The 21,520-nt window shown below is 60.7% G+C and carries 11 protein-coding genes and 1 pseudogene; 6 read left to right on the forward strand and 6 right to left on the reverse strand.

The features are described from left to right. Positions 1-120 precede the first annotated feature (120 nt). Positions 121-4,794 (forward strand): dermonecrotic toxin domain-containing protein, encoded by a 4,674-nt coding sequence (locus C4J85_RS21950; RefSeq protein ID WP_124410695.1) that lies wholly within the window; start codon positions 121-123, stop codon positions 4,792-4,794. A 65-nt stretch (positions 4,795-4,859) separates the two neighbouring features. Here the strand turns inward: C4J85_RS21950 and C4J85_RS21955 are convergent, their stop codons facing one another. Further along, complete coding sequence (locus C4J85_RS21955; RefSeq protein ID WP_124410696.1) at positions 4,860-5,171, reverse strand: YqfO family protein; 312 nt, start codon at positions 5,169-5,171, stop codon at positions 4,860-4,862. 4 nt (positions 5,172-5,175) lie between these two features. Then, entirely contained in the window at positions 5,176-9,072 is a 3,897-nt protein-coding gene (gene purL / locus C4J85_RS21960; protein WP_124410697.1) for a phosphoribosylformylglycinamidine synthase, read from the reverse strand. A gap of 286 nt (positions 9,073-9,358) precedes the next feature. Here purL and mltF point away from each other — a divergent pair, with 286 nt between their 5' ends. The 3 genes and pseudogenes from mltF (at position 9,359) to C4J85_RS21975 (ending at position 14,275) form a co-directional block, all read left to right on the forward strand. Continuing rightward, positions 9,359-10,819, forward strand: coding sequence for a membrane-bound lytic murein transglycosylase MltF (gene mltF / locus C4J85_RS21965; RefSeq protein ID WP_124364278.1), 1,461 nt, complete (start codon positions 9,359-9,361; stop codon positions 10,817-10,819). A gap of 169 nt (positions 10,820-10,988) precedes the next feature. After that, a pseudogene (locus tag C4J85_RS21970) lies at positions 10,989-11,162 on the forward strand (UTRA domain-containing protein); the annotation flags it as partial. 65 nt (positions 11,163-11,227) lie between these two features. After that, positions 11,228-14,275, forward strand: coding sequence for a membrane-targeted effector domain-containing toxin (locus tag C4J85_RS21975; RefSeq protein WP_124410698.1), 3,048 nt, complete (start codon positions 11,228-11,230; stop codon positions 14,273-14,275). A gap of 68 nt (positions 14,276-14,343) precedes the next feature. Here C4J85_RS21975 and guaA read toward each other — a convergent pair whose 3' ends face one another. The 4 genes from guaA to C4J85_RS21995 form a co-directional block, all read right to left on the reverse strand. After that, on the reverse strand, positions 14,344-15,921 hold the full coding sequence (gene guaA, locus C4J85_RS21980; protein WP_124368247.1) for a glutamine-hydrolyzing GMP synthase: 1,578 nt from the start codon (positions 15,919-15,921) through the stop codon (positions 14,344-14,346). Between the two features lie 81 nt (positions 15,922-16,002). Beyond that, positions 16,003-17,472, reverse strand: a complete 1,470-nt coding sequence (gene guaB, locus C4J85_RS21985; RefSeq protein ID WP_015885726.1) for an IMP dehydrogenase — start codon at positions 17,470-17,472, stop codon at positions 16,003-16,005. Positions 17,473-17,706: 234 nt separating this feature from the next. Further along, positions 17,707-18,255: a sugar ABC transporter ATPase gene (locus C4J85_RS21990; protein ID WP_124364282.1), complete on the reverse strand. Its 549-nt coding sequence runs from the start codon at positions 18,253-18,255 to the stop codon at positions 17,707-17,709. Between the two features lie 138 nt (positions 18,256-18,393). Continuing rightward, positions 18,394-19,161 carry a sulfite exporter TauE/SafE family protein gene (locus C4J85_RS21995; protein ID WP_124410699.1) on the reverse strand — a complete coding sequence of 256 codons (768 nt, stop codon included), beginning with the start codon at positions 19,159-19,161 and terminating at the stop codon, positions 18,394-18,396. 123 nt (positions 19,162-19,284) lie between these two features. Between C4J85_RS21995 and xseA the strand changes: the two genes are divergently transcribed. Next, positions 19,285-20,664: an exodeoxyribonuclease VII large subunit gene (gene xseA, locus C4J85_RS22000; RefSeq protein ID WP_124410700.1), complete on the forward strand. Its 1,380-nt coding sequence runs from the start codon at positions 19,285-19,287 to the stop codon at positions 20,662-20,664. 3 nt (positions 20,665-20,667) lie between these two features. Then, entirely contained in the window at positions 20,668-21,489 is an 822-nt protein-coding gene (locus C4J85_RS22005) for a peptidoglycan DD-metalloendopeptidase family protein (protein ID WP_124410701.1), read from the forward strand. Positions 21,490-21,520: the final 31 nt, after the last annotated feature.

Consider the following 21,520-nt stretch of genomic DNA (forward strand, 5'->3'; position numbering starts at 1 on the left):
CGTCGGCAACATCGACCCTACAAATATCGGCCATCTGCGCCTTTGCCGAGTATCTATCTACCGCTCGATGCGCTATCCGCCCGTCTACGTTAGACGCATCAACCAACAGGGAAGATTGGCATGCGCACTACGTTAGAACTCTCTCCAGCGATTCAACAGGCCAGCGCATCACGCGACTATCTATCACCATTATTTGCCGCCCGACCGCGGCTGACGGCGGTGGCTCAGTCATTGCTCCAGGAGTGGATCAACGACTGGGCCATGGGCAACTCGTTACAAGCCAGCGACCTGTGGGTGGGGGTGCAACGGGAGGGCGCGGGACCAGGCTTCAGTCAGCTTCAAACCTTGAGTGATGCCCTGATTCGGCGCTGCATGAGTCGAGAGCCGTTGAATTACACGCCTGGGCACCATCGTTTGCTAGCCAGTTCGACAACCTCGGGACCGGTGTCAACGACGGGGACCGAAGCCGTGTCGATTGACGACATCGAACTCATGCTCAACACCTTGGCACCCGAGTTGGGAAAGGCGTTTACTTCCCATTTGGTAGCGTATTGGAACAGTGCAGTGCCCGCGAATGCCTCACTGACACGCTGGCGGGCCGTAAGCAATCATCTGCACTTGGGTTTACAGCGGGCACGGCAGAATCCGCCGTTAAACGCGTTGGAGCGGGAGATGCTGTTGGGGGACGAGGCGTACGTCACACGTCAGGCAAACCGCACAGGAACGACGTGGGACAGTAACGGGCTGCGGTTCTATCAGGTGTATGCCGCCAGTGAAGGGCAACCCGGCCAGTGGCCTCCCCTGCTGGTACTGCGCCGACAGGTAAACCAGCAGGAGGTTGTCCTCGTCTACATCCCGCCCATTCAGCTGTTGAAACTCGATCAGTTGGCGGATGTGGGCGCCTTGTTACCCCGCTATATGAGTGAGTACACCCCGGGGCTGTCGATCCAGTGGGTCCTCAAGGAGATTGATAGCAACCCCTTCGATTACCTCGCGCAAAGCCTGTTGGAAAAGCAACTCAGGGACTTGGCCCGCATTGACTGGTCGCAATACGCCGAAATCGCCGACTATGAGCAACTGTTCAAGGACCTCACCGACCCACTGGCCTGGTTCGATCCCGACCGCAACACCCGGTTGATCAATGAGGAGCAACTACCTCTCTGGTTGCAGACCGCCTCGACCGCTGATCGCCTCACCTATGGTCAGTTGCTTTCCCGACTGACTCAGGTGCAACAACGCACAGCCGGGGCCGGATTCATGGATGGGCTTGACCCGATTGATGTGTATGCCCGCAAGGCCCTGCAACGCCAGATGGCGCTGGATTATCCACAGGAAGTACTCATTAACCCGGACGACTACCGGCTGACCTTTACCCGAACCCAGGGTGGGACGGTGGGCTGGACGCAGCAAACTGTTCTGACCCTGACGCAATCTGCGCTGGAAAACCCTTTCGCCACCCCCTATGCCCGTGTAGAGATCAGCAATCAGGCAGAACCCGGTTACGTACCCGATTGGTGGATCAAGCCGACCTACCTCAAGAAACTGATCGAAACCGTCAATGTAGGCCGGCACTATCCGGCGCTCCTCAAGGACCGCTTGATTCTGAACGCTGTCGAGTCCGGTCGGCGCCGGCGGTTGTTTATCGACCAGATGACCGTCCAGTTGCCCTTGCAGGCGCTGGAGTATTGCCTCAGCAAGCGGCAAGGCGTCACGTTTTCCGGCTTTCAGGTAGTCCGGGCGCTGCTGGCGGATGAACCGGCACAGCGTCAGATCGACGGAGAAGCCATCGTCGCGCGCCCCCTGGCATTCCTGACCTACGAGGGAAGTGCTGCACACAGGGCCGGCAATATGTTTGTGATTGGCCCCCGTGACAACAGCACGCTGCCGCATATTCTCTATCGCCCTGGCCACACTGAAGCCCTGCGCCAATTTCCCAGCCGGGAAGCACTGCTCCAGGCAATTGCTCAAGGCGATAGCACATTACAAGGGGCGGTATTGGAGAGCTTCTCCGAGCAAGATCGAGCGTTGTTCCGTAACGGCGGGTTTATGCAGCCCCACACCCAGCGCTTTCTGCAAGGCGATGAACATGAGCCGCTATATACCCCCAGCCCGGTATTGCTCAGTGATACACCCGTGTCGGGGGATTTCCTGGCCAGCGTATTTGATGAAAACGCCAGGAGCCTGTGGCAGCGCGCGGAAAAACAGTCGACCTCCAATGAAGCGTTGCGCTGGACACTCTTCACGAATGATCTATGGCAGGTGTTCGGCGCCTTTTTACCGCTGATAAGGGGCCTGGTGGCGACGGCTGGATGGCTGTACACATTGCTGAGCAGCCTGCACACGTACGTGAGATTACCGCAAGAGGCTGATCCAACAGCCCGGGCCGATGCACTGGCAGAGCTGCTCTCCAGTGTATCGGCGTTGCTGCTCAATCATGCACTGACGCTGGACGAGCGCCTGGCGGTGAATCCCGCAAAAATGCCCATCAGGCCCAGACTTATAGAAAGCGACTTCAGTCCGCCCGTGCTTCATAAAAAAACTCCATCGACAATTGCGTGGCAGCCTCTGCATGCAGACATAACAGAAATGAATTTGTCCTGGTCCGATCCATCCGGTCAACCGACGGGGAGGCTGAAAACAGCATTGGAAACCTTCAAGTGGCGACCGGCTGCGGGTGAACAGTCGCCGGACATTCTCAAAAACGTTGAAAGAACCGGGCCACTGAGAGGTCTGGTCAGCAGACCCGTTACCGGAGCTGAGCCGCATCATCTCGCAGTCCTTCAAGGGGCACTGTACGCCGTCAAGACGTTCGAGGGGTGTTTACGAGTGGTCGACCTCAAACAACCGGGACGCTGGGGCCCTTGGATCAGGCGCAATAACAGGGGGGTGTGGACCATTGATTTGCAAATGCGCTTGCGCGGCGCTGGGCCGAAAAAAACAGTGGCGGCCCGGCGAGCGCAAATCCAGCACTACAATCAAGAGCTGCAAAACAAATACCACGATGTGACAGCCCGGTTGATGACGGCTGAACGGGCCGTGCAGATAGCCTCCACACTCGATGAAAACCCCGCGCTTTCCATACAGCAACGGCCGGCAATCAGGGCAAGCCTCGTCAGCAAGCTCGAGGAACAGATGCGTTTTCAATTCGAGAAGTTGGATCTGCTGTACGCAAAAAACCACAACCAGCCCCTCCCCGGGTTCGAGCAGGAACTGATACAGCAACAGGAAGCCCTGGTAGACAACCTCCGGCATCAAATGGCTGTAGTCATTCAGGAGCGCCACGACGCTGCTCCGTCGAAAGCCGTTCAGAATCAGTGGCTGGCACAACTCGATGAGACCGACGAGGGCACCGCCCAGGCGGCTCATAAAAACATACAGGACTACCTGGGCAAGGTTGCGGGTTTTAACGACCGACTGATTGAGTTGAGCACGCTGGAAAAAAACAACCTGCAGCAGCTGATGTCCGTCCCCGGGTTTGATCTGTCACGCAGCACGTTGGCACAGGATCCAGTACAGGCAGCACCGCTTGACTGGATGTTCGCACAATTGGACGTGTACAAGAGCCTGATTTTGAGGCGGCCGCCGCTGCCCGAAGAGTTTGATGATTTTGTGCACCTCAAGCAGTTATGCGACAGCGTGATGCTGGCCACCGCGTCGCAAAAGTACGTGCAAGCCCCTGGTCTCGTCTCGCCTGAGCTACGGATTAGCGGGCTTGAAAAACTCATTCATGAGTACACGGATACCCAGTCCTGGCTGATTTACTATAAGCAGGCCCAATCGGGACTGATAGACCCTGAGCATTTAATGGGGCTCTGGCGCCAGATCGACAAAGTAAGGCAGATGGCGGAACAGGATCTGGCCTTAGCCATCAGTGAGCAATCGCACATCCCTGAACGGCAACCGACACCAACTCCGAGCCTGAGCCCAGGCAAGCGAGTGATACGTGACCGTAAACAGCGGGTCTGGGTCGGCCAGGAGCGCGAGCGCACCCCGGAGTTGGACGTAGAAATCATGGATGTTATCGGACCTGTCGATAACCAGCCGGTGATCAGTTTTCGCAAGAACGCTACGACGGAGGAGTGGGAGGAGAATATCGAGCCCAAAAAACCGTCCTTCAGACCCGCTCGGTCGCTGAAAAAACTGCTGGCTGACGCAAGAGATTTGCTGTCCAAGGGCCCCTCCACGATAAGTCGAGAGCAAAAAGAATCACTGAAATCCAAAACACCGAACAGTACCGAGGCACACCTGGCTCGCCTGGCCGACGCAATGGATGAGGTGGCAGGGAAAATTCGTGACATCTGGGCGCAAGATCCTGCAAGAAAAAAAGCGGCCGACGAACAGCTGGTCGATAAGCTGACCCAGGATGCCACCGGCCTGCGGGAGCAAGGTCGATTGCTTCGAGTTGCCATCATCGAGCGCAATCTACCTAACGAAGCGGGGATTGAATACTTGAAGGCTCAAGGGGAAATCGACATTTCCCTTATAGAAGGACGGGTCAAACTCAAGTCAGAAAACGACTACCTGCAAGAGTATGTGATTCATAAAAAAAACCGGCAGGTGCTGGCCTATGCTCACTTCCACTATTCAGCGGCTGATACCGCCAACCCTCAGTTCAACGCCGCCCATCTGAAATTGCCGGAACAGCGCTACCTGAGCTTTGCTAGCCTGGCCGTGCAACCGAAGGAGAACATACTCCCAATCTACTACAGCCGTATCAGCCCCAGGCTGGCCGAACCGCTGTTTCTGAGCGTCACTCGTTCAATCAAGCGCCACGGGAGGAAGGACTATTGGTAAATGACGCCTAATAAAAAACCACTGGCCAATCAGGCCAGTGGTTTTTTGTTTTTACAGCTACCGGATCAAAAATCCGCCAACTGCCACACCTCATACGCGGGTGTTTCATAGGGATGGTTGAGCTTCAACGCGGCCACTACCGCCACGATCAACTCATCCGCCACTACCAATTCAACTTTCCATTCCTGGACCACTTCAACCTGCCCGACCTGACCGATAAACGGCTGGCTGCCGTCCATTGGCCGGAACTGGCCGCGGCCCAGCACCTGCCAGGCGCAGCTGTCGTAGGTGCCGATGCGCCCGCCGCCGGCGGCGAAGACGGCGGTTTTCACCGTCTCCACATGGCTGTCGGGAACAAAGAAGCTGAGCTTGTACACCGCCTTAGTTCACCCAAACGCGGGCGTTGCGGAACATGCGCATCCACGCGCCGTCTTCGTTCCACTCTTCCGGGCGCCACGAGTTCTGCACGGCGCGGAACACGCGCTCCGGGTGCGGCATCATGATGGTCACGCGGCCGTCGCGGCTGGTCAGGCCGGTGATCCCGCGCGGCGAGCCGTTCGGGTTGGCCGGGTAGTTCTCGGTGACCTTGCCGTGGTTGTCGACGAAACGCAGGGCCACGGTGCCGGACAGGTCGGCTTCGAGCAGGGCTTCTTCGCTGGCGAACTCGGCATGGCCTTCACCGTGGGCGATGGCGATCGGCATGCGCGAACCGGCCATGCCTTGCAGGAAGATCGAGTTGGACTCCTGCACCTGCACCATGGCGACACGGGCTTCGAACTGCTCGGAACGGTTACGCACAAAGTGCGGCCAGAACTCGCTGCCCGGGATCAGTTCGCTGAGGTTGGACATCATCTGGCAACCGTTGCACACACCCAGGGTGAAGCTGTCGTTGCGCTCGAAGAAACCTTGGAACGCATCGCGGGCACGGCTGTTGAACAGGGCAGACTTGGCCCAGCCCTCACCGGCACCCAACACGTCGCCGTAGGAGAAACCACCGCAGGCCACCAGACCTTTGAACTCATTGAGGTCAACGCGGCCGGCGAGGATGTCGCTCATGTGCACGTCGATCGCATTGAAGCCGGCACGGTCGAACGCCGCCGCCATTTCCACCTGGCCGTTGACGCCCTGCTCGCGCAGTACGGCAACCTGTGGGCGAATGCCTTTCTTGATGTAGGGCGCGGCGATGTCCTGGTTGACGTCGAAGCTGAGCATGGTGCTCAGGCCCGGGTTGTCTTCTTCCAGGATCACGTCGAATTCCTGCTCGGCGCAGTCGGCGTTGTCGCGCAGGCGCTGGATCTGGTAGCTGGTCTCGGCCCACTGGCGTTGCAGCAGGCGGCGCTGGCCGGTAAAGACCGTGTCACCGTTGAACGAGATATTCACTTCGCCGTTGTTGATCGGCTGACCGATCACCGCCACGCACTCTGCCAGGCCAGCGGCGCTGAACTGTGCAAGAACGTCTGGAGTCGCGTCCTGACGCACCTGGATCACCGCACCCAACTCTTCGTTGAACAGGATGCCGTTGATTTCGGCAGCATCCTCGGCAACGCTGTCGAGCACGATGTTCAGGCCGCAGTGACCGGCAAACGCCATCTCGACCACGCTGGTCAGCAAGCCGCCGTCGGAACGGTCGTGGTAAGCCAGCAGGTGGCCGTCGGCATTGAGGCCCTGGATCACGGCGAAGAAGGCTTTCAGGTCTTCAGCGTCGTCGACATCCGGCGCGTGCTTGCCGAGCTTGCCGTGGGTCTGCGCCAGGATCGAGGCGCCCATGCGGTTCTGGCCACGGCCCAGGTCGATCAGGATCAGGTCGGTGGTGCCCTTGTCCATGCGCAGTTGCGGGGTCAGGGTCTGGCGAATATCGGTGACCGGTGCGAACCCGGTAACGATCAACGACAGCGGCGAGGTGACGCTCTTGTCGGTGCCGTCTTCATTCCAGCGAGTAGCCATGGACATGGAGTCCTTGCCCACCGGAATGGTGATCCCCAGCTCAGGGCACAGCTCCATGCCGACAGCCTTGACGGTGTCGTACAGGCGCGCGTCTTCACCGGGGTGGCCGGCAGCGGACATCCAGTTGGCCGACAGCTTGATGTCGGACAGCTTGCCGATGCGCGAGGCCGCGATGTTGGTGAGGGTTTCGCCGATGGCCATGCGGCCCGACGCCGGCGCGTCCAGCAGGGCCAGCGGTGTGCGTTCGCCCATGGCCATGGCTTCACCGGTGTAGACGTCGAAGCTGGTGGCGGTGACGGCAACGTCGGCCACCGGTACCTGCCACGGGCCGACCATTTGGTCACGGGCCACCAGGCCGGTGATGGTGCGGTCGCCGATGGTGATCAGGAAGCTTTTGCTCGCCACGGCCGGGTGGTGCAGCACGCGTTCGATGCTGTCGGCCAGTTCCAGGGCGCTTGGGTCGAAATCATCGCCCAGCTCGGCTTCACGTACCGCCGAACGGTGCATGCGCGGGGCTTTGCCCAGCAGCACTTCCAGCGGCATGTCCACCGGGCTGTTGCCGAAGTGGCTGTCGGTCACCGTCAGCTGCGGCTCGGCAGTGGCTTCGCCGACCACGGCAAACGGGCAGCGCTCGCGCTCGCAGATGGCCTGGAAGCGCGCAAAGTCTTCAGGGCCGACCGCCAGCACGTAACGTTCCTGGGATTCGTTGCTCCAGATTTCGTGCGGGGCCATGCCCGGTTCGTCGTTTGGAATGTTGCGCAGTTCGAAACGGCCACCGCGCTCGCCATCGTTGACCAGTTCCGGGAACGCGTTGGACAAGCCACCGGCACCGACGTCGTGGATGAAGCTGATCGGGTTCTTGTCACCCAACTGCCAGCAACGGTCGATGACTTCCTGGCAGCGACGCTCCATCTCCGGGTTTTCGCGCTGTACCGAGGCGAAGTCGAGGTCGGCCGAGCTGGTGCCGGTGGCCATGGAGGAAGCCGCGCCGCCGCCCAGGCCGATCAGCATCGCCGGGCCGCCGAGCACGATCAGCTTGGAGCCGACCAGAATCTCGCCTTTCTGAACGTGTTCTTCACGGATGTTGCCCATACCGCCGGCCAACATGATCGGCTTGTGGTAGCCGCGCACTTCGTCGCCACGCGGGGTAGTGATGGATTGTTCGAAGGTACGGAAGTAGCCGGTCAGTGCCGGGCGCCCGAATTCGTTGTTGAACGCGGCGCCGCCGAGCGGGCCTTCGATCATGATGTCCAGCGCGGTGACGATGCGCTCGGGCTTGCCGTACGGCACTTCCCACGGCTGTTCGAAGCCCGGGATCTGCAGGTTGGACACGGTGAAACCAGTGAGGCCCGCCTTGGGCTTGGCGCCACGGCCGGTAGCGCCTTCGTCGCGGATCTCGCCGCCGGAACCGGTAGCTGCGCCGGGGAACGGGGCAATCGCGGTCGGGTGGTTGTGGGTCTCGACCTTCATCAGGATATGCACCGGTTCCTGCACCGCGCCGTACTGGCGGGTTTCAGGGTCCGGGAAAAAGCGGCCGGCGACGGAGCCGACGATCACCGAGGCGTTGTCCTTATAAGCCGACAGAACCCCTTCGCTGTGCATCACGTAGGTGTTCTTGATCATGCCGAACAGGCTTTTTTCCTGGCTTTCGCCGTCGATGTCCCAACTGGCGTTGAAGATCTTGTGACGGCAATGCTCGGAGTTGGCCTGCGCAAACATCATCAGCTCGATGTCGTGCGGGTTGCGCTTCAAGCCGATGAACGCGTTGACCAGGTAGTCGATCTCGTCTTCGGCCAGGGCCAGGCCCAATTCGGTGTTGGCCTTCTCGAGGGCGGCGCGGCCACCGCCCAGCACGTCAATCGCGGTCAGTGGCTTGGGTTCGGCGTGGCTGAACAGGCCGGCAGCCTGTTCCAGCTGGCTGACGATGATCTGGGTCATGCGGTCGTGCAGGCTGCCGGCGATCAGCTCGGCCTCGGCGTCGCTGAACTGGCCGGCAACGTAGAACGCGATACCACGCTCCAGGCGCTGGATGCTCGAAAGGCCGCAGTTACGGGCGATGTCGCTGGCCTTGCTCGACCAGGGCGAGATGGTGCCGAACCGTGGCAGAACCAGGAACAAGCGGCCGGTCGGCTCTTGAACGGGAACGCTGGGGCCGTACTTCAGAAGGCGTGCGAGCACTTGCTGTTCGTCGGCGGTCAAGACGCCGGCTACGTCGGCGAAGTGAGCAAATTCAGCATACAAGCCTGTAACAGCTGGAACCTTCTGGCTCAGTTGCTTGAGGAGTTTGCTGTGGCGAAAGGCAGAAAGGGCAGGAGCGCCGCGCAGGATCAACATCTTCGGGACAGCCTCGGGAAGGGGTGTGCTTTGAGGCCGTGCATTCTAGCGTAAACCTTCGCCAACGGCACCCGAAACGCTACCGGTGGCCGCTGCCGAACGTCAGTTGGCACGGTTTGCACGGGGCCCTGGGGTGATCCACGGCACCGGGCGCAGATATTTTAACCGTCACAATCGGGCGCTAAGCCACGTTTCTGCGGGCTGCAGCACAGTTTTGGCGGCGCTAGCAGACAAGTCCACCGCTGTCGAGATATGGCGCCGTGGGCCGTTTGCGTATACTGCGCAGATGTTCTCCCCAACTGTTTTGCGCCCGCGATGCGCCAAATGGCTCATCGCCACCGGACTCTTCCTGATGCTCAGCGCCTGTGTTGATAAACCCAGCACGCTCGAGCGAATCAAGGAGGATGGCGTATTGCGGGTGGTTACCCGGAACAGCCCGGCGACGTATTTCCAGGACCGCAACGGTGAAACCGGTTTCGAATACGAGCTGGTCAAGCGCTTTGCCGATGACCTGGGCGTTACGCTTAAAATCGAAACCGCCGACAATCTGGATGACCTGTTCGGCCAGCTGGGCAAGCCCAACGGCCCGGTGCTGGCCGCCGCCGGCCTGGTCAGCAGCGAACAGCGCCAGCAACAGGTGCGCTTCTCTCACCCGTACCTCGAAGTCACACCGCAGATCATCTACCGCAACGGCCAGTCGCGGCCCACCAACGCGGCGGACCTGGTCGGCAAGAAGATCATGGTGCTCAAGGGCAGCACCCACGCCGAGCAGTTGGCGGCGCTGAAAAAGCAGAATCCTGCCATCGAATACGAAGAGTCCGACGCCGTCGAGGTGGTCGATCTGCTGCGCATGGTCGACGAAGGGCAAATCGACCTGACCCTGGTGGACTCCAACGAAGTCGCCATGAACCAGGTGTACTTCCCCAACGTGCGGGTGGCGTTCGACCTGGGCAACGCCAGCAACCAGAGCTGGGCCGTGGCCGCCGGTGAAGACAACAGCCTGCTCAACGAAATCAATAGTTACCTGGACAAGGTCGAGAAGAACGGCACCCTCCAGCGTCTGAAAGATCGCTATTACGGGCACGTCGATGTACTCGGCTACGTCGGCGCCTATACCTTCGCCCAGCATCTGCAGCAGCGCCTGCCCAAGTACGAGAAGCACTTTCGCGCCTACGCCAAGGAAGAAAAGGTCGATTGGCGACTATTGGCGGCCATCGGCTATCAGGAATCGCTGTGGCAACCGGCAGTCACCTCCAAGACCGGCGTGCGCGGCTTGATGATGCTGACCCAGAACACCGCCCAGGCGATGGGCGTGTCCAACCGCCTGGATGCCAGGCAAAGCATCATGGGCGGCGCCAAGTACCTGGCCAAGATCAAGGACGAACTGGACGACAAGATCGCCGAGCCCGACCGCACCTGGTTTGCCCTCGCCGCCTACAACGTCGGCACCGGCCACCTGGACGACGCGCGGCTGCTGGCGAAGAAGGAAGGCCTGAACCCGAACAAGTGGCTGGACGTGAAGAAAATGCTACCGCGCCTGTCGCAGAAGCAGTGGTACAGCAAGACGCGCTACGGTTATGCCAGGGGCGGCGAACCGGTGCATTTTGTGGCGAACATCCGGCGCTACTACGACATCCTGACCTGGGTGACCCAGCCGCAGCTGGAAGGTAACCAGGTGGTCGAAGGCAATTTGCATGTGCCGGGTGTGGATAAGACCAAGCCGCCGGAAGATAACCCGCAGCTCTGATGATCGTTCCCAGGCAGCGTGTGAGAATGATCAATAAAAATATTGGTTTGGCTTTCTGTAGAAGCGAGCTTGCTCGCGTTAACGATTACGCAGCAATACTGGTTTAACGCGGCGCTCTCAGTTTTTTCGCGAGCAAGCTCGCTCCTAAAGAGCCACGACGCCAACGGCCATCGAAGCCGTGCCTCGCAGCAAGGACGACCAGGCACATTTAGACCTCGATGGCCAAAGCCATGTGATCGTGGTGAGTAACCAGACGTTTTTGCAGGATGGCCGGCAGTTCGAGTACACCGAATCACGACACACCCTGGATAAGTTCTACTTCTGCGATATCGCCAGGCGATAATTATCTACCCGCCGCCCTTCTGAAGCGCTTGGCATGCTCGGCTCTCCCCCCTCAAGGAGAGCAGCATGCCGCTTACCGACACGTCCCCCGCCGCCCAGCAACAACTCAAGGCCCTGGCTCCCGTGGTGCTGGATGCCTACCCGAATATGCAGACGATGGCCATCGAAACCGCCCGTGAGATTCTCGCCAAACATGGCCTGGCGGATCTGGACCCCGATCATGTGTACTGGCACCGTTTCAACGGCGGCTACAGTGACCCGGCGACTTATACCGGTTGGAGCCATAACGAAAAACCGCAGGAGTCGATGACGCTGACGCAGTTGGTCATTCACCGCTTCAATGTGCATGATCAGGACAATGCCGACCTGCTCGACGGCGACGGTGGCTTCTATCTCGACGGGCCCGAGGCGCGGCTGTTCGATCACCACAACGAAGTGCGGCTATCGGCCCGAACAGTGCTCGACGATTTCTGGGCGATCAACTTCTGTGATCGCTACACCACCCGCATGGAGGACTTCTGGAGCGCCCACTTCGACGACTTCCGTACCCTGGCCAAGGTCAACTGCCTGGCCCAGGCGCTGCAAGCCCGCCAGGCCGGGCACCTCACCGAGCCCCAGCTGCAAACGGTCCTCCAGGCCTTGGCCCGCAACTTGCCCTGGCCCCCGACCCTGTCCAATCTGCACGCCGAGTCACCTACGGTGGATGGGCTGCGTGTGGCGGCGCTGGATATCGGTGGGCATATCGCCACGGACATCCTGCGTATCGTCGACCACGCTGGCCGGCAAATCCTCTACGTCCCCGGCGACGCCCAGGCTTTCCATTGTTGCGAGACACCCGCCGACCTGCATTTCTGGCTGCTGAACCAGACCAATCATCCGGACAACCGCGCCCGGTTCATGGCCCACTTCCCGCTGTCAGCCCAAGTCCAGCAGGACGACACCGACGCCGTGACGTGGAAGCAGATGCTGCTCACCCCCGTATTGATCTATCGCACCGCCCAGGCTCTGACGGGTACCCTGCCGCCGGACTGGGTGGACAAGGGCCTGTACCACCAACTCGACCAGCTGTTTATCGACTGGGGCACCTGGAATCACCATCTGATCAACCAGACCGACCAGACGATTGAAGGCGATGCGTTTACCTGGCTGGCACAATCGAGCCAGGCACGCATGCACAACGATGCGGACTTCTCGCTGCGCAGCAACGGCGACCTGCGCAAGAAACTGTGGATCGGTTATCTGAATGCCTTTGGCAAAACCTTCGGCCCGATGGCGGTGGCGGGCTGGCCGGTGGCCTTGGTGGTCGTGGGGGCCAGCGTGGCGAATCTCGGCCTGAATATCGACCAGGCCATCAACGGTAAAACCCTCGCCGAACGCCGCGCCGGAGCGCTGGGCGCGATACTCAGCGCCATCGACACCCTATTCAACCTGGCGCTGCTGAAAGCCGACGGGGTCATGCCGGATATCGCCGAAGCGACCGAAACCCTGGCGGCCGAAACCACGCTTCCCACAGAACGCCCTGCGCCACCGCCGATACCCGAACCTACGGTACCCGCCGCCTACCAGACCAACCTGATACTGGAAGGCGAAACCCTGGATACCGCCCCCGGAAAGTTTCAGCAGATTTATTCCCTCAGGTCCACAGGCGGCATGCCCCAGCACGCCATCCTGCTGGACGATCAGGCCTATTACGTACGTTATGAAGGCGATCCCAATGGCCGTGGTTATTGGGCCATCGTCGACCCGAACAACCCTCATGGTTTTTCCGGATCACTGCCGGTGCGCCTGAATGAGTTCAATGAATGGGAGCGAGTGTCCGGCGGCACGGGCCTCAAAGGCGGTGGCGGCAACTCCAGTAAAGCGGCAAAGGAAGCGGCGCCCTCGCGCCACACACCGCCGCAACCTGTGGCTCAGCCGCCTGACGACGTGCGCAGGGTCACCACCCAATTCGATACCCCGCCATCGACGCGCCCGGAAGTAAAACGCTGGGCAATGGGGCTCAATGAAACTCACGTTCAAAGCCGTTTCGGCCGCATCGACCGTTTCACTCACTATTACGGCGCAACCCACCGCAAACTGCTGCAATTGGCGCAAGACTTCTACAACGAACTGCCCTGGACCCGCTTGCCGGCTCGCCCGAATATTCCTGCCTTTGAACCCACCGCCACCCTTGATGAAGCCCTCGAGCGCCTGCCCGACGAGATACCCGGATACCTCATCGGCGAAACCCTCGATCGTGTCGCCAGCACCCGCCTGGTCATCGAAAAAATGCCACTCTTTGCACGCAAGGGCGTCAAAACCCTGTACATGCGCCGCCTGCTCAATGACTTCGCCCAGGATGATTTGAACCTTTACTTCCGCACCGGGGTTATGTCCGAGGACCTGGAAAACCACCTGAGCCAACTGGGCACTGACCCATCCGGGCAATTCAACGAACTGGAACTGGTCAAGGTCGCCAGGGACAACGGCATACGTGTTCAGGCAATCGACTGCGCCGCCCATTACAAATACCCCGACCCTGTCGCGGACCTGTCAGAACAAGTAACGAGCAACTACCTTGCCCACACCCTTATCCAAACCGATAGGGCCCTTAACGGTGGCGGTAAGTGGCTGGTACTGACGGGTGCGAGAAACATCAACACCTTCAATGGATTCGCCGGCCTCAGTGAGCTGGAAGGCGGCATCGGGCTGCGTGTCGAAGAGGTGCTGCCTGGGCAAGGTCACGATGTACGCCTGGACCCCGGTGTCGCCATGGATCGCGACAATGCGCCCCAGCTTGAAAGCACCGGCGATAGCTTCGACACTTTCCATGCCGACCTGCGAGTACAAGTAGAGGCGCCTCTGGTGCGGCGCACCGTGCAGCAAAACCATCGGCTGTTGTTTCGCAAGGGCATGTACCTGATAGATGAAAGCCAGGGCAACTACACCCTGCTACACCACAGCAGAGACAGGGGCATCGTCAGCACGCCCATCAATCGGCTGGCCGATGGCAGCGTCTACATCGACCGGCCGGCCTGGGCTGCCGTCCATAACGTGCACTTCCCAACGCTGGAAAAGCTGTCCAGTGCGCTCACTAACATGGGCATGAGCCTGCAAAGCCGGCTGCCCATCTGACAGACAATAAAAAACCTGGCCTCGGCCAGGTTTTTCAGTCACTCAACGCTGGCCATGTCGGCCAATGTTTATTCCCACTCAATCGTCGCCGGCGGCTTGCTCGACACGTCGTACGTCACGCGTGAAATGCCTTCGATTTCATTGATGATACGGCCGCTGACGGTTTCCAGCAGTTCGTACGGCAGGTGTGCCCAACGGGCGGTCATGAAGTCGATGGTTTCCACCGCACGCAGGGCCACGACCCATGCGTAACGACGGCCATCGCCTACAACGCCTACGGATTTGACCGGCTGGAACACCACGAAGGCCTGGCTGACCTTGTGGTACCAGTCGGCCTTGCGCAGTTCTTCGATGAAGATGTGGTCGGCGCGACGCAGCAGGTCGGCGTATTCCTTCTTCACTTCACCGAGGATGCGCACGCCCAGGCCCGGACCTGGGAATGGGTGGCGATAGACCATGTCGTACGGCAGGCCGAGTTCCAGGCCCAGACGGCGGACTTCGTCCTTGAACAGTTCGCGCAGCGGTTCTACCAGCTTGAGGTTCATTTCCTCAGGCAGGCCACCGACGTTGTGGTGGGACTTGATCACGTGGGCCTTGCCGCTCTTGGCGCCGGCCGACTCGATGACGTCGGGGTAGATGGTGCCTTGGGCGAGGTACTTGATGTTGTCCAGGTGCTTGGCCTGGGCATCGAAGACGTCGATGAAGGTGCGACCGATGATCTTGCGCTTCTTCTCCGGGTCGGACTCGCCGGCCAGGTTGTTGAGGAACTGCTCCTCGGCGTTGGCACGGATCACCTTGACGCCCATGTTCTCGGCGAACATGGCCATCACTTGCTCGCCTTCGTGCAAGCGCAGCAGGCCGTTGTCGACGAACACGCAGGTCAGTTGGTCGCCGATGGCTTTGTGCAGCAGCGCAGCAACCACGGAGGAGTCAACACCGCCGGACAGGCCGAGCAGCACGTTGTCGGTACCGACCTGGGCGCGCACCTGGGCGATGGCGTCTTCAGCGATTTTCGACGGCGTCCACAGGGCTTCACACTCACAGATATCGAGGATGAAGCGCGACAGGATGCGCCCGCCTTGCTTGGTGTGGGTCACTTCAGGGTGGAACTGCACGCCGTAGTAGCGACGCTCATCGCTGAACATGCCGGCGATCGGGCAGCTCGGGGTGCTGGCCAGGATGTGGAAGTCTTCCGGCATCTTGGTGACCTTGTCACCGTGGCTCATCCACACGTCGAGGCCGAACAGGCCGTCGGCGTCGATGTGGTCTTCGATACCGTCCAACAGGCGGCTCTTGCCGACCACGTCGACCCGCGCATAACCGAATTCACGCAGCTCGGAGCCTTCAACCTTGCCGCCCAGTTGTTCGGCCATGGTCTGCATGCCGTAGCAAATGCCGAAGACCGGCACGCCCAGGTCGAATACCGCCTGCGGGCAGCGCGGGCTGTTGGCTTCGTGCACGGACTCGGGGCCACCGGCGAGGATGACGCCTTTGGGTGCGAATTCGCGGATCGCGGCGTCATCCATGTCGAACGGGTGCAGTTCGCAGTACACGCCGATTTCACGCACGCGGCGGGCGATCAGTTGGGTGTACTGGGAACCGAAGTCGAGGATCAGGATGCGGTGGGCGTGAATGTCGAGGGCCATGAAGTCAGTCTCGTCTAATGAATCAGAAACAACTCGGGGCTGAAAGAACAGCCCCGGTTACTTAACGTTTTGCTGGAAGCCTCAACCTACGCGGTAGTTTGGCGCTTCCTTGGTGATCTGCACGTCGTGGACATGGGATTCAGCCATGCCGGCGCCGGTGATCCGCACGAACTCTGGCTTGGTGCGCATTTCTTCGATGTCGGCGCTGCCGGTGTAGCCCATCGAGGAACGCAGGCCGCCCATCAGTTGATGGATGATCGCGCTCAGGGTGCCTTTGTACGGCACACGGCCTTCGATACCTTCCGGGACGAGCTTCTCGGCGCCTGCCGAGGAATCCTGGAAGTAGCGATCGGACGAACCTTGCGCCTGGGACATGGCGCCCAGCGAACCCATGCCACGGTAAGCCTTGTACGAACGACCCTGGAACAGTTCGATTTCGCCCGGCGCTTCTTCGGTACCGGCGAACATCGAGCCCATCATCACGCAGGAAGCACCGGCAACGATGGCCTTGGACAGGTCACCGGAGAATCGGATGCCGCCGTCGGCGATCAACGGCACGCCGGTGCCTTCAAGGGCTGCAGCGACGTTGGCGATGGCGCTGATTTGCGGCACGCCGACACCAGCGACGATACGCGTGGTGCAGATCGAGCCAGGGCCGATACCGACCTTGACCGCGTCAGCACCCGCTTCGGCCAGCGCCTTGGCGGCAGCGCCGGTGGCGATGTTGCCGCCGATCACCTGCACGTCAGGGAAGTTCTGCTTGACCCAGCGCACGCGGTCGATCACGCCTTTGGAGTGACCGTGAGCCGTGTCGACCACCACCACATCAACGCCGGCGGCGACCAGGGCCGACACGCGGTCGCCGGTGTCTTTACCGGTACCAACGGCGGCGCCAACGCGCAGACGACCTTGGTCATCCTTGCTGGCCAGCGGGTAAGCCTTGGCTTTTTCGATGTCGTTGACGGTCATCATGCCCTTGAGGGCGAATTTGTCGTCGACGATCAGCACGCGCTCGATGCGGTGCTTGTGCAGCAGTTCACGCACGTCGTTCTTGTCGGCGCCTTCCTTGACCGTGACCAGACGCTCTTTAGGCGTCATCACTTCACGGACGGTGACTTCAAGACGGTTCTCGAAACGCACGTCACGGGACGTAACGATGCCGACCAGGTCGCCATCGTGCAGTACCGGAACGCCGGAGATGTTGTGCAGGCGGGTCAGTTCGAACAGATCGCGTACGGTGGCGTCGGCTTCGATGGTGATGGGATCTTTCACCACACCGGCTTCGTAACGCTTGACCTTGCGCACTTCGGCAGCTTGCTGCTCGATGGTCATGTTCTTGTGGATGATGCCGATGCCGCCTTCCTGAGCCATGGCGATGGCCAGACGGGCTTCGGTGACGGTGTCCATGGCAGCGGAAACCAGGGGAATATTCAGCTCGATGCCACGGGTTAGGCGGGTCTTGAGACTGACTTCGTTAGGAAGCACCTCGGAATAACCGGGCACTAGGAGAATGTCGTCGAATGTCAGAGCTTCTTGGCTGATACGCAGCATCGCGGGGGCTCCCGAGCGGGAAAATGGAAGCGCGCCATTATACTCAGACACCCCTCAGGTCTCAACGTAAAACTCTGACATATTTGGGAATAGTGATAGATGGAGAAATCTGGCTTCGCCTGATCGTTCCCGCGCTCTGCGTGGGAATGCCGCCTTGGACGCTCTGCGTCCGGCCGTTGAGGTGACGCGGAGCGTCACAGGATGCATTTCCACGCGGAGCGTGGGAACGATCACCTACAGCTCGACCTTGACCCAAGCGATCTTCTGGTCCAGCCAATCGGCAAATTCGTCGATAAAGCTTTGCTTGAACCCCGCCTCTGCCCAATTGTTGAAGATGAATCCCAGGTTGGAAAACCCGCATTCCTGCAGGAACAGAAAGCCGTTGATGTCGTCTTCGTGCCCACACAGCGGGCAGGTGAAGTTGTCGGTGTGGCCGGGCATCCAGTCTTCCAGGCTGTCGAACAGGGCTTCACCGACTTCCTTGCGGCACTCCGGGCAACCGGCTTCTTCAAGAAAACCCTTGGCTGGCGTATAGATGCAGCGTTTGTAGATGATTTCCAGGCCATTGACCGGTTCGTTGAACGGCAGCGCCTGCGGGTGCAGCACCACTGCGCGGGCGCCATCGGCCAAGGCGTAGGCCATGCGATTGCCGGTACGGCCGCAGGTGGTCAGTTCTTCCTTGATGATGTTCTTGCGCACCAGCCAGCGCACGATTGCCCGCGCGCGGGGCTCGTGGACGGGCAAGGTGGAGATTTTCGGGACAAGGATGCTTTGGGAGTTCATGGGAGTCCTGCGGTGTGGCTGCTGACGCTATCGGGGGCAAGCCCCCTCCCACATTTGAATTGTGAACACAGCTAACTGTGGGAGGGGGCCCCCGATGGCGCCCTGAAGGCTGGCAGCTTAATCCCTGCTCCACCCAGGTCAAGTACTCAAATACCGCCCAATCAACGCAATCCCGCTGGCCAGCACCAACCACGTCACCAACCGCACAAACGCCTCACGGGACATGCGCATCGTCAACCGGCGCCCGCACCACAGCCCCAGGGCCATCGCCGGCAACAGGCACACCGCCAACATCAGTAGCGGCAAATCGGCATACACGCCGGCGATCAGGAACAGGCTCAGGCGCACCACCGCGCTGCAACTGATCAACGCGCTTTGCGTGGCCCGCGCCGCGTCCTTGGGCAAACGGCTGTTCAGGTAGATCGCATATAAAAAGCCGCCGCTGCCGAACAACGCCCCAAACAAGCCGCCGACCGTCCCCATGGGAATCGACCAGCCCGCCGCCAACTGCGTGGGCCGCGCCTTCACCGCCAGGCTGTAGATCGCGTATGCGCTGATAAACAGGCCCATCAACAACAGCAGCAAGTCCGAATGCAGGTTGAGCAGAAACACCACGCCCAGTGTGCAACCAATCGCCATGCACGGCAGCAGTCGCAGCAATTCCGGTTTGCTCACGTCCCGACGTGTTTGCAGCAGGCCACCAAAGGCTGCGACAAAATCCAACAAGACCAACAGTGGGATGATCTTCGACAACGGCATGAACAGAATCAGCACAGGCCCTGCCACCAGCGCCGTACCAAATCCGGCGATACCGAAAACGATATAGGCCACGACGATACCGAGGCCGATCACCAGCCACTCAACCGCGCCGAACGACCACTGGCTCATCAGCTCAACCACATTCATGGGCAATTCCTTGAAAGAGAATGCCGACACTTTAGTCATCCGTGAGCATTGCGCCAGCACGAAGGGGCGCGCTGGTGGAGCAATTCTGCCAAACCTTGCGCGAATGCCTATAAACTGCGGCCCATGATTAAAGATCCTTTTGCCCGACTGGGCCTGGACCGCGAAGTCCTGACTGTCAGCCAGCTCAACGGCCGCGCGCGGGTGTTGCTGGAAGACGTGTTCACCAATATCTGGGTTGAAGGCGAGATCTCCAACCTCGCCCGCCCGGCCTCCGGCCATGTGTATTTCACCCTCAAGGACAGCGGCGCACAGGTACGTTGCGCGCTGTTTCGAAACAACGCGGCGCGGGTGCGCCAGGCGCTGAAGGATGGCCTGGCGGTGAAGGTGCGTGGCAAGGTCTCGTTGTTCGAGGGCCGTGGCGACTACCAGTTGATCCTCGACACCGTGGAGCCGGCGGGCGATGGCGCGCTGCGCCTGGCCTTCGATGCCCTGAAGGAAAAGCTCAGCGCAGAAGGCCTGTTCAGTGCCGAGCGCAAGGTGCCATTGCCGGCGCACCCTCGGCGCATCGGCATTATCAGTTCGCCGACCGGCGCGGTGATTCGCGACATCATCAGCGTATTCCGCCGACGCGCGCCGAACATTGAACTGACGTTGATTCCGACCGCCGTACAGGGCCGCGAGGCGATCGCGCAGATTGTGCGTGCGCTGAAACTCGCCGACGCCCGCGGCTTCGACGCGCTGATCCTGGCCCGTGGCGGCGGCTCGCTGGAAGACCTCTGGTGCTTCAACGAAGAAGCCGTGGCCCGTGCGATAGACGCCTGTGTCACGCCCATCGTGAGTGCTGTCGGGCATGAAACCGATGTGTCGATCAGCGATTTCGTGGCAGACGTGCGCGCGCCTACGCCGTCCGCCGCCGCTGAATTGCTGGCCCCGGATGCCAGCCATCTGGTGCGCCAGGTGGAGAACCTGCATCGCCGCCTGGTGATGTTGATGCGCAACCGCCTGAGCCACAGCCGCCTGCGCCTGGAAGGCATGGCCCGCCGCTTGCGTCACCCAGGCGAACGTCTACGCCAGCAGGCCCAGCGCCTGGACGACCTGGACATGCGCCTGCGCCGCGCCTTCGAGCGCAGCCTCAATACCCGTCGCGAACGCTTGATCCGCCTGGAAACCCGCCTCGCCGGCCAGCACCCTGGCCGCCAGTTGGCCCTGCTGCGCCAGCGCCTGAACAGCCTCGCCGAACGCCTGCCCCGGGCCATGCGCGAGGGCCTCAAGGCGCGACGCCTGCAGCTGCAGAGCCAGGTGCAGACACTGCAGGTGGTCAGCCCGCTGGCGACCCTCGGCCGTGGCTACAGCATCCTGCTCGACGAGCGCGGCCAGGCGATCCGCAATGCCGCGCAAACCCACACCGGCCAGCGCCTGACCGCGCGTCTCGGTGAGGGCCAACTGCAAGTGCGGGTGGAAGACAACCACCTGACACCCGTCACCCTTTCGTTACTGGATTGACCGATGCCACGTTTCCTCAGCTTGTTGATGCTTGTTTGCCTGACCTTCAATGCCCACGCCGACAGCTACATCACGCGCCTGCTGAACAAGCCGGTGCCCGGTGGCGTAGCGGTGGTGGACCTGGGGCCTTCGGCAGCGGCGCCCAAGGCCACCTACCTGAACAGACCGGTGCTGGTGGTAAAGGAGCAAAACAACTGGCTCGCGATTGTAGGGATCCCACTGACGGTCAAGCCCGGCACCGAACGCATCGTCCACGGCGGGCAGCAACTGCCGTTCGTGGTGGGATTCAAGAAATACCCCGAGCAACGCATCACCTTGAAGAACAAAAGCCAGGTCAATCCGGAACCGGCGCAACTCAAACGCATCGAGGCCGAGCTGGCCGTGCAGCTCAAGGCCTACCGCAGCTTCAGCCCGACTACGCCGAGCAACCTGCTGCTGGACAAGCCGGTCAACGGGCCGCTGTCGAGTAAGTTCGGGGTAAGACGTTTCTTTAATGGCGAGGAGCGCAATCCGCATTCGGGTCTGGATTTTGCCGTTGGCGCAGGTACGCCGATCAAGACCCCGGCGGCTGGCAAGGTGATCCTGACCGGCAACTACTTCTTCAACGGCAACACCGTGTTCGTCGACCATGGGCAGGGCTTTATCAGCATGTTCTGCCACATGTCGAAGATCGATGTGAAGGTCGGCGACCAACTGACGCGCGGCGCGGTGGTGGGCAAGGTCGGCTCGACCGGTCGAGCAACCGGGCCGCATATGCATTGGAACGTCAGCCTTAACGACGCACGAGTCGACCCGGCGATCTTCATCGGCGCTTTCCAGCCCTGAATGGGCCAATTGCGCGCCCAATAAAGGCTGC

The sequence above is a fragment of the Pseudomonas sp. R4-34-07 genome, assembly GCF_003852375.1.
Taxonomy (GTDB): Bacteria; Pseudomonadota; Gammaproteobacteria; order Pseudomonadales; family Pseudomonadaceae; genus Aquipseudomonas.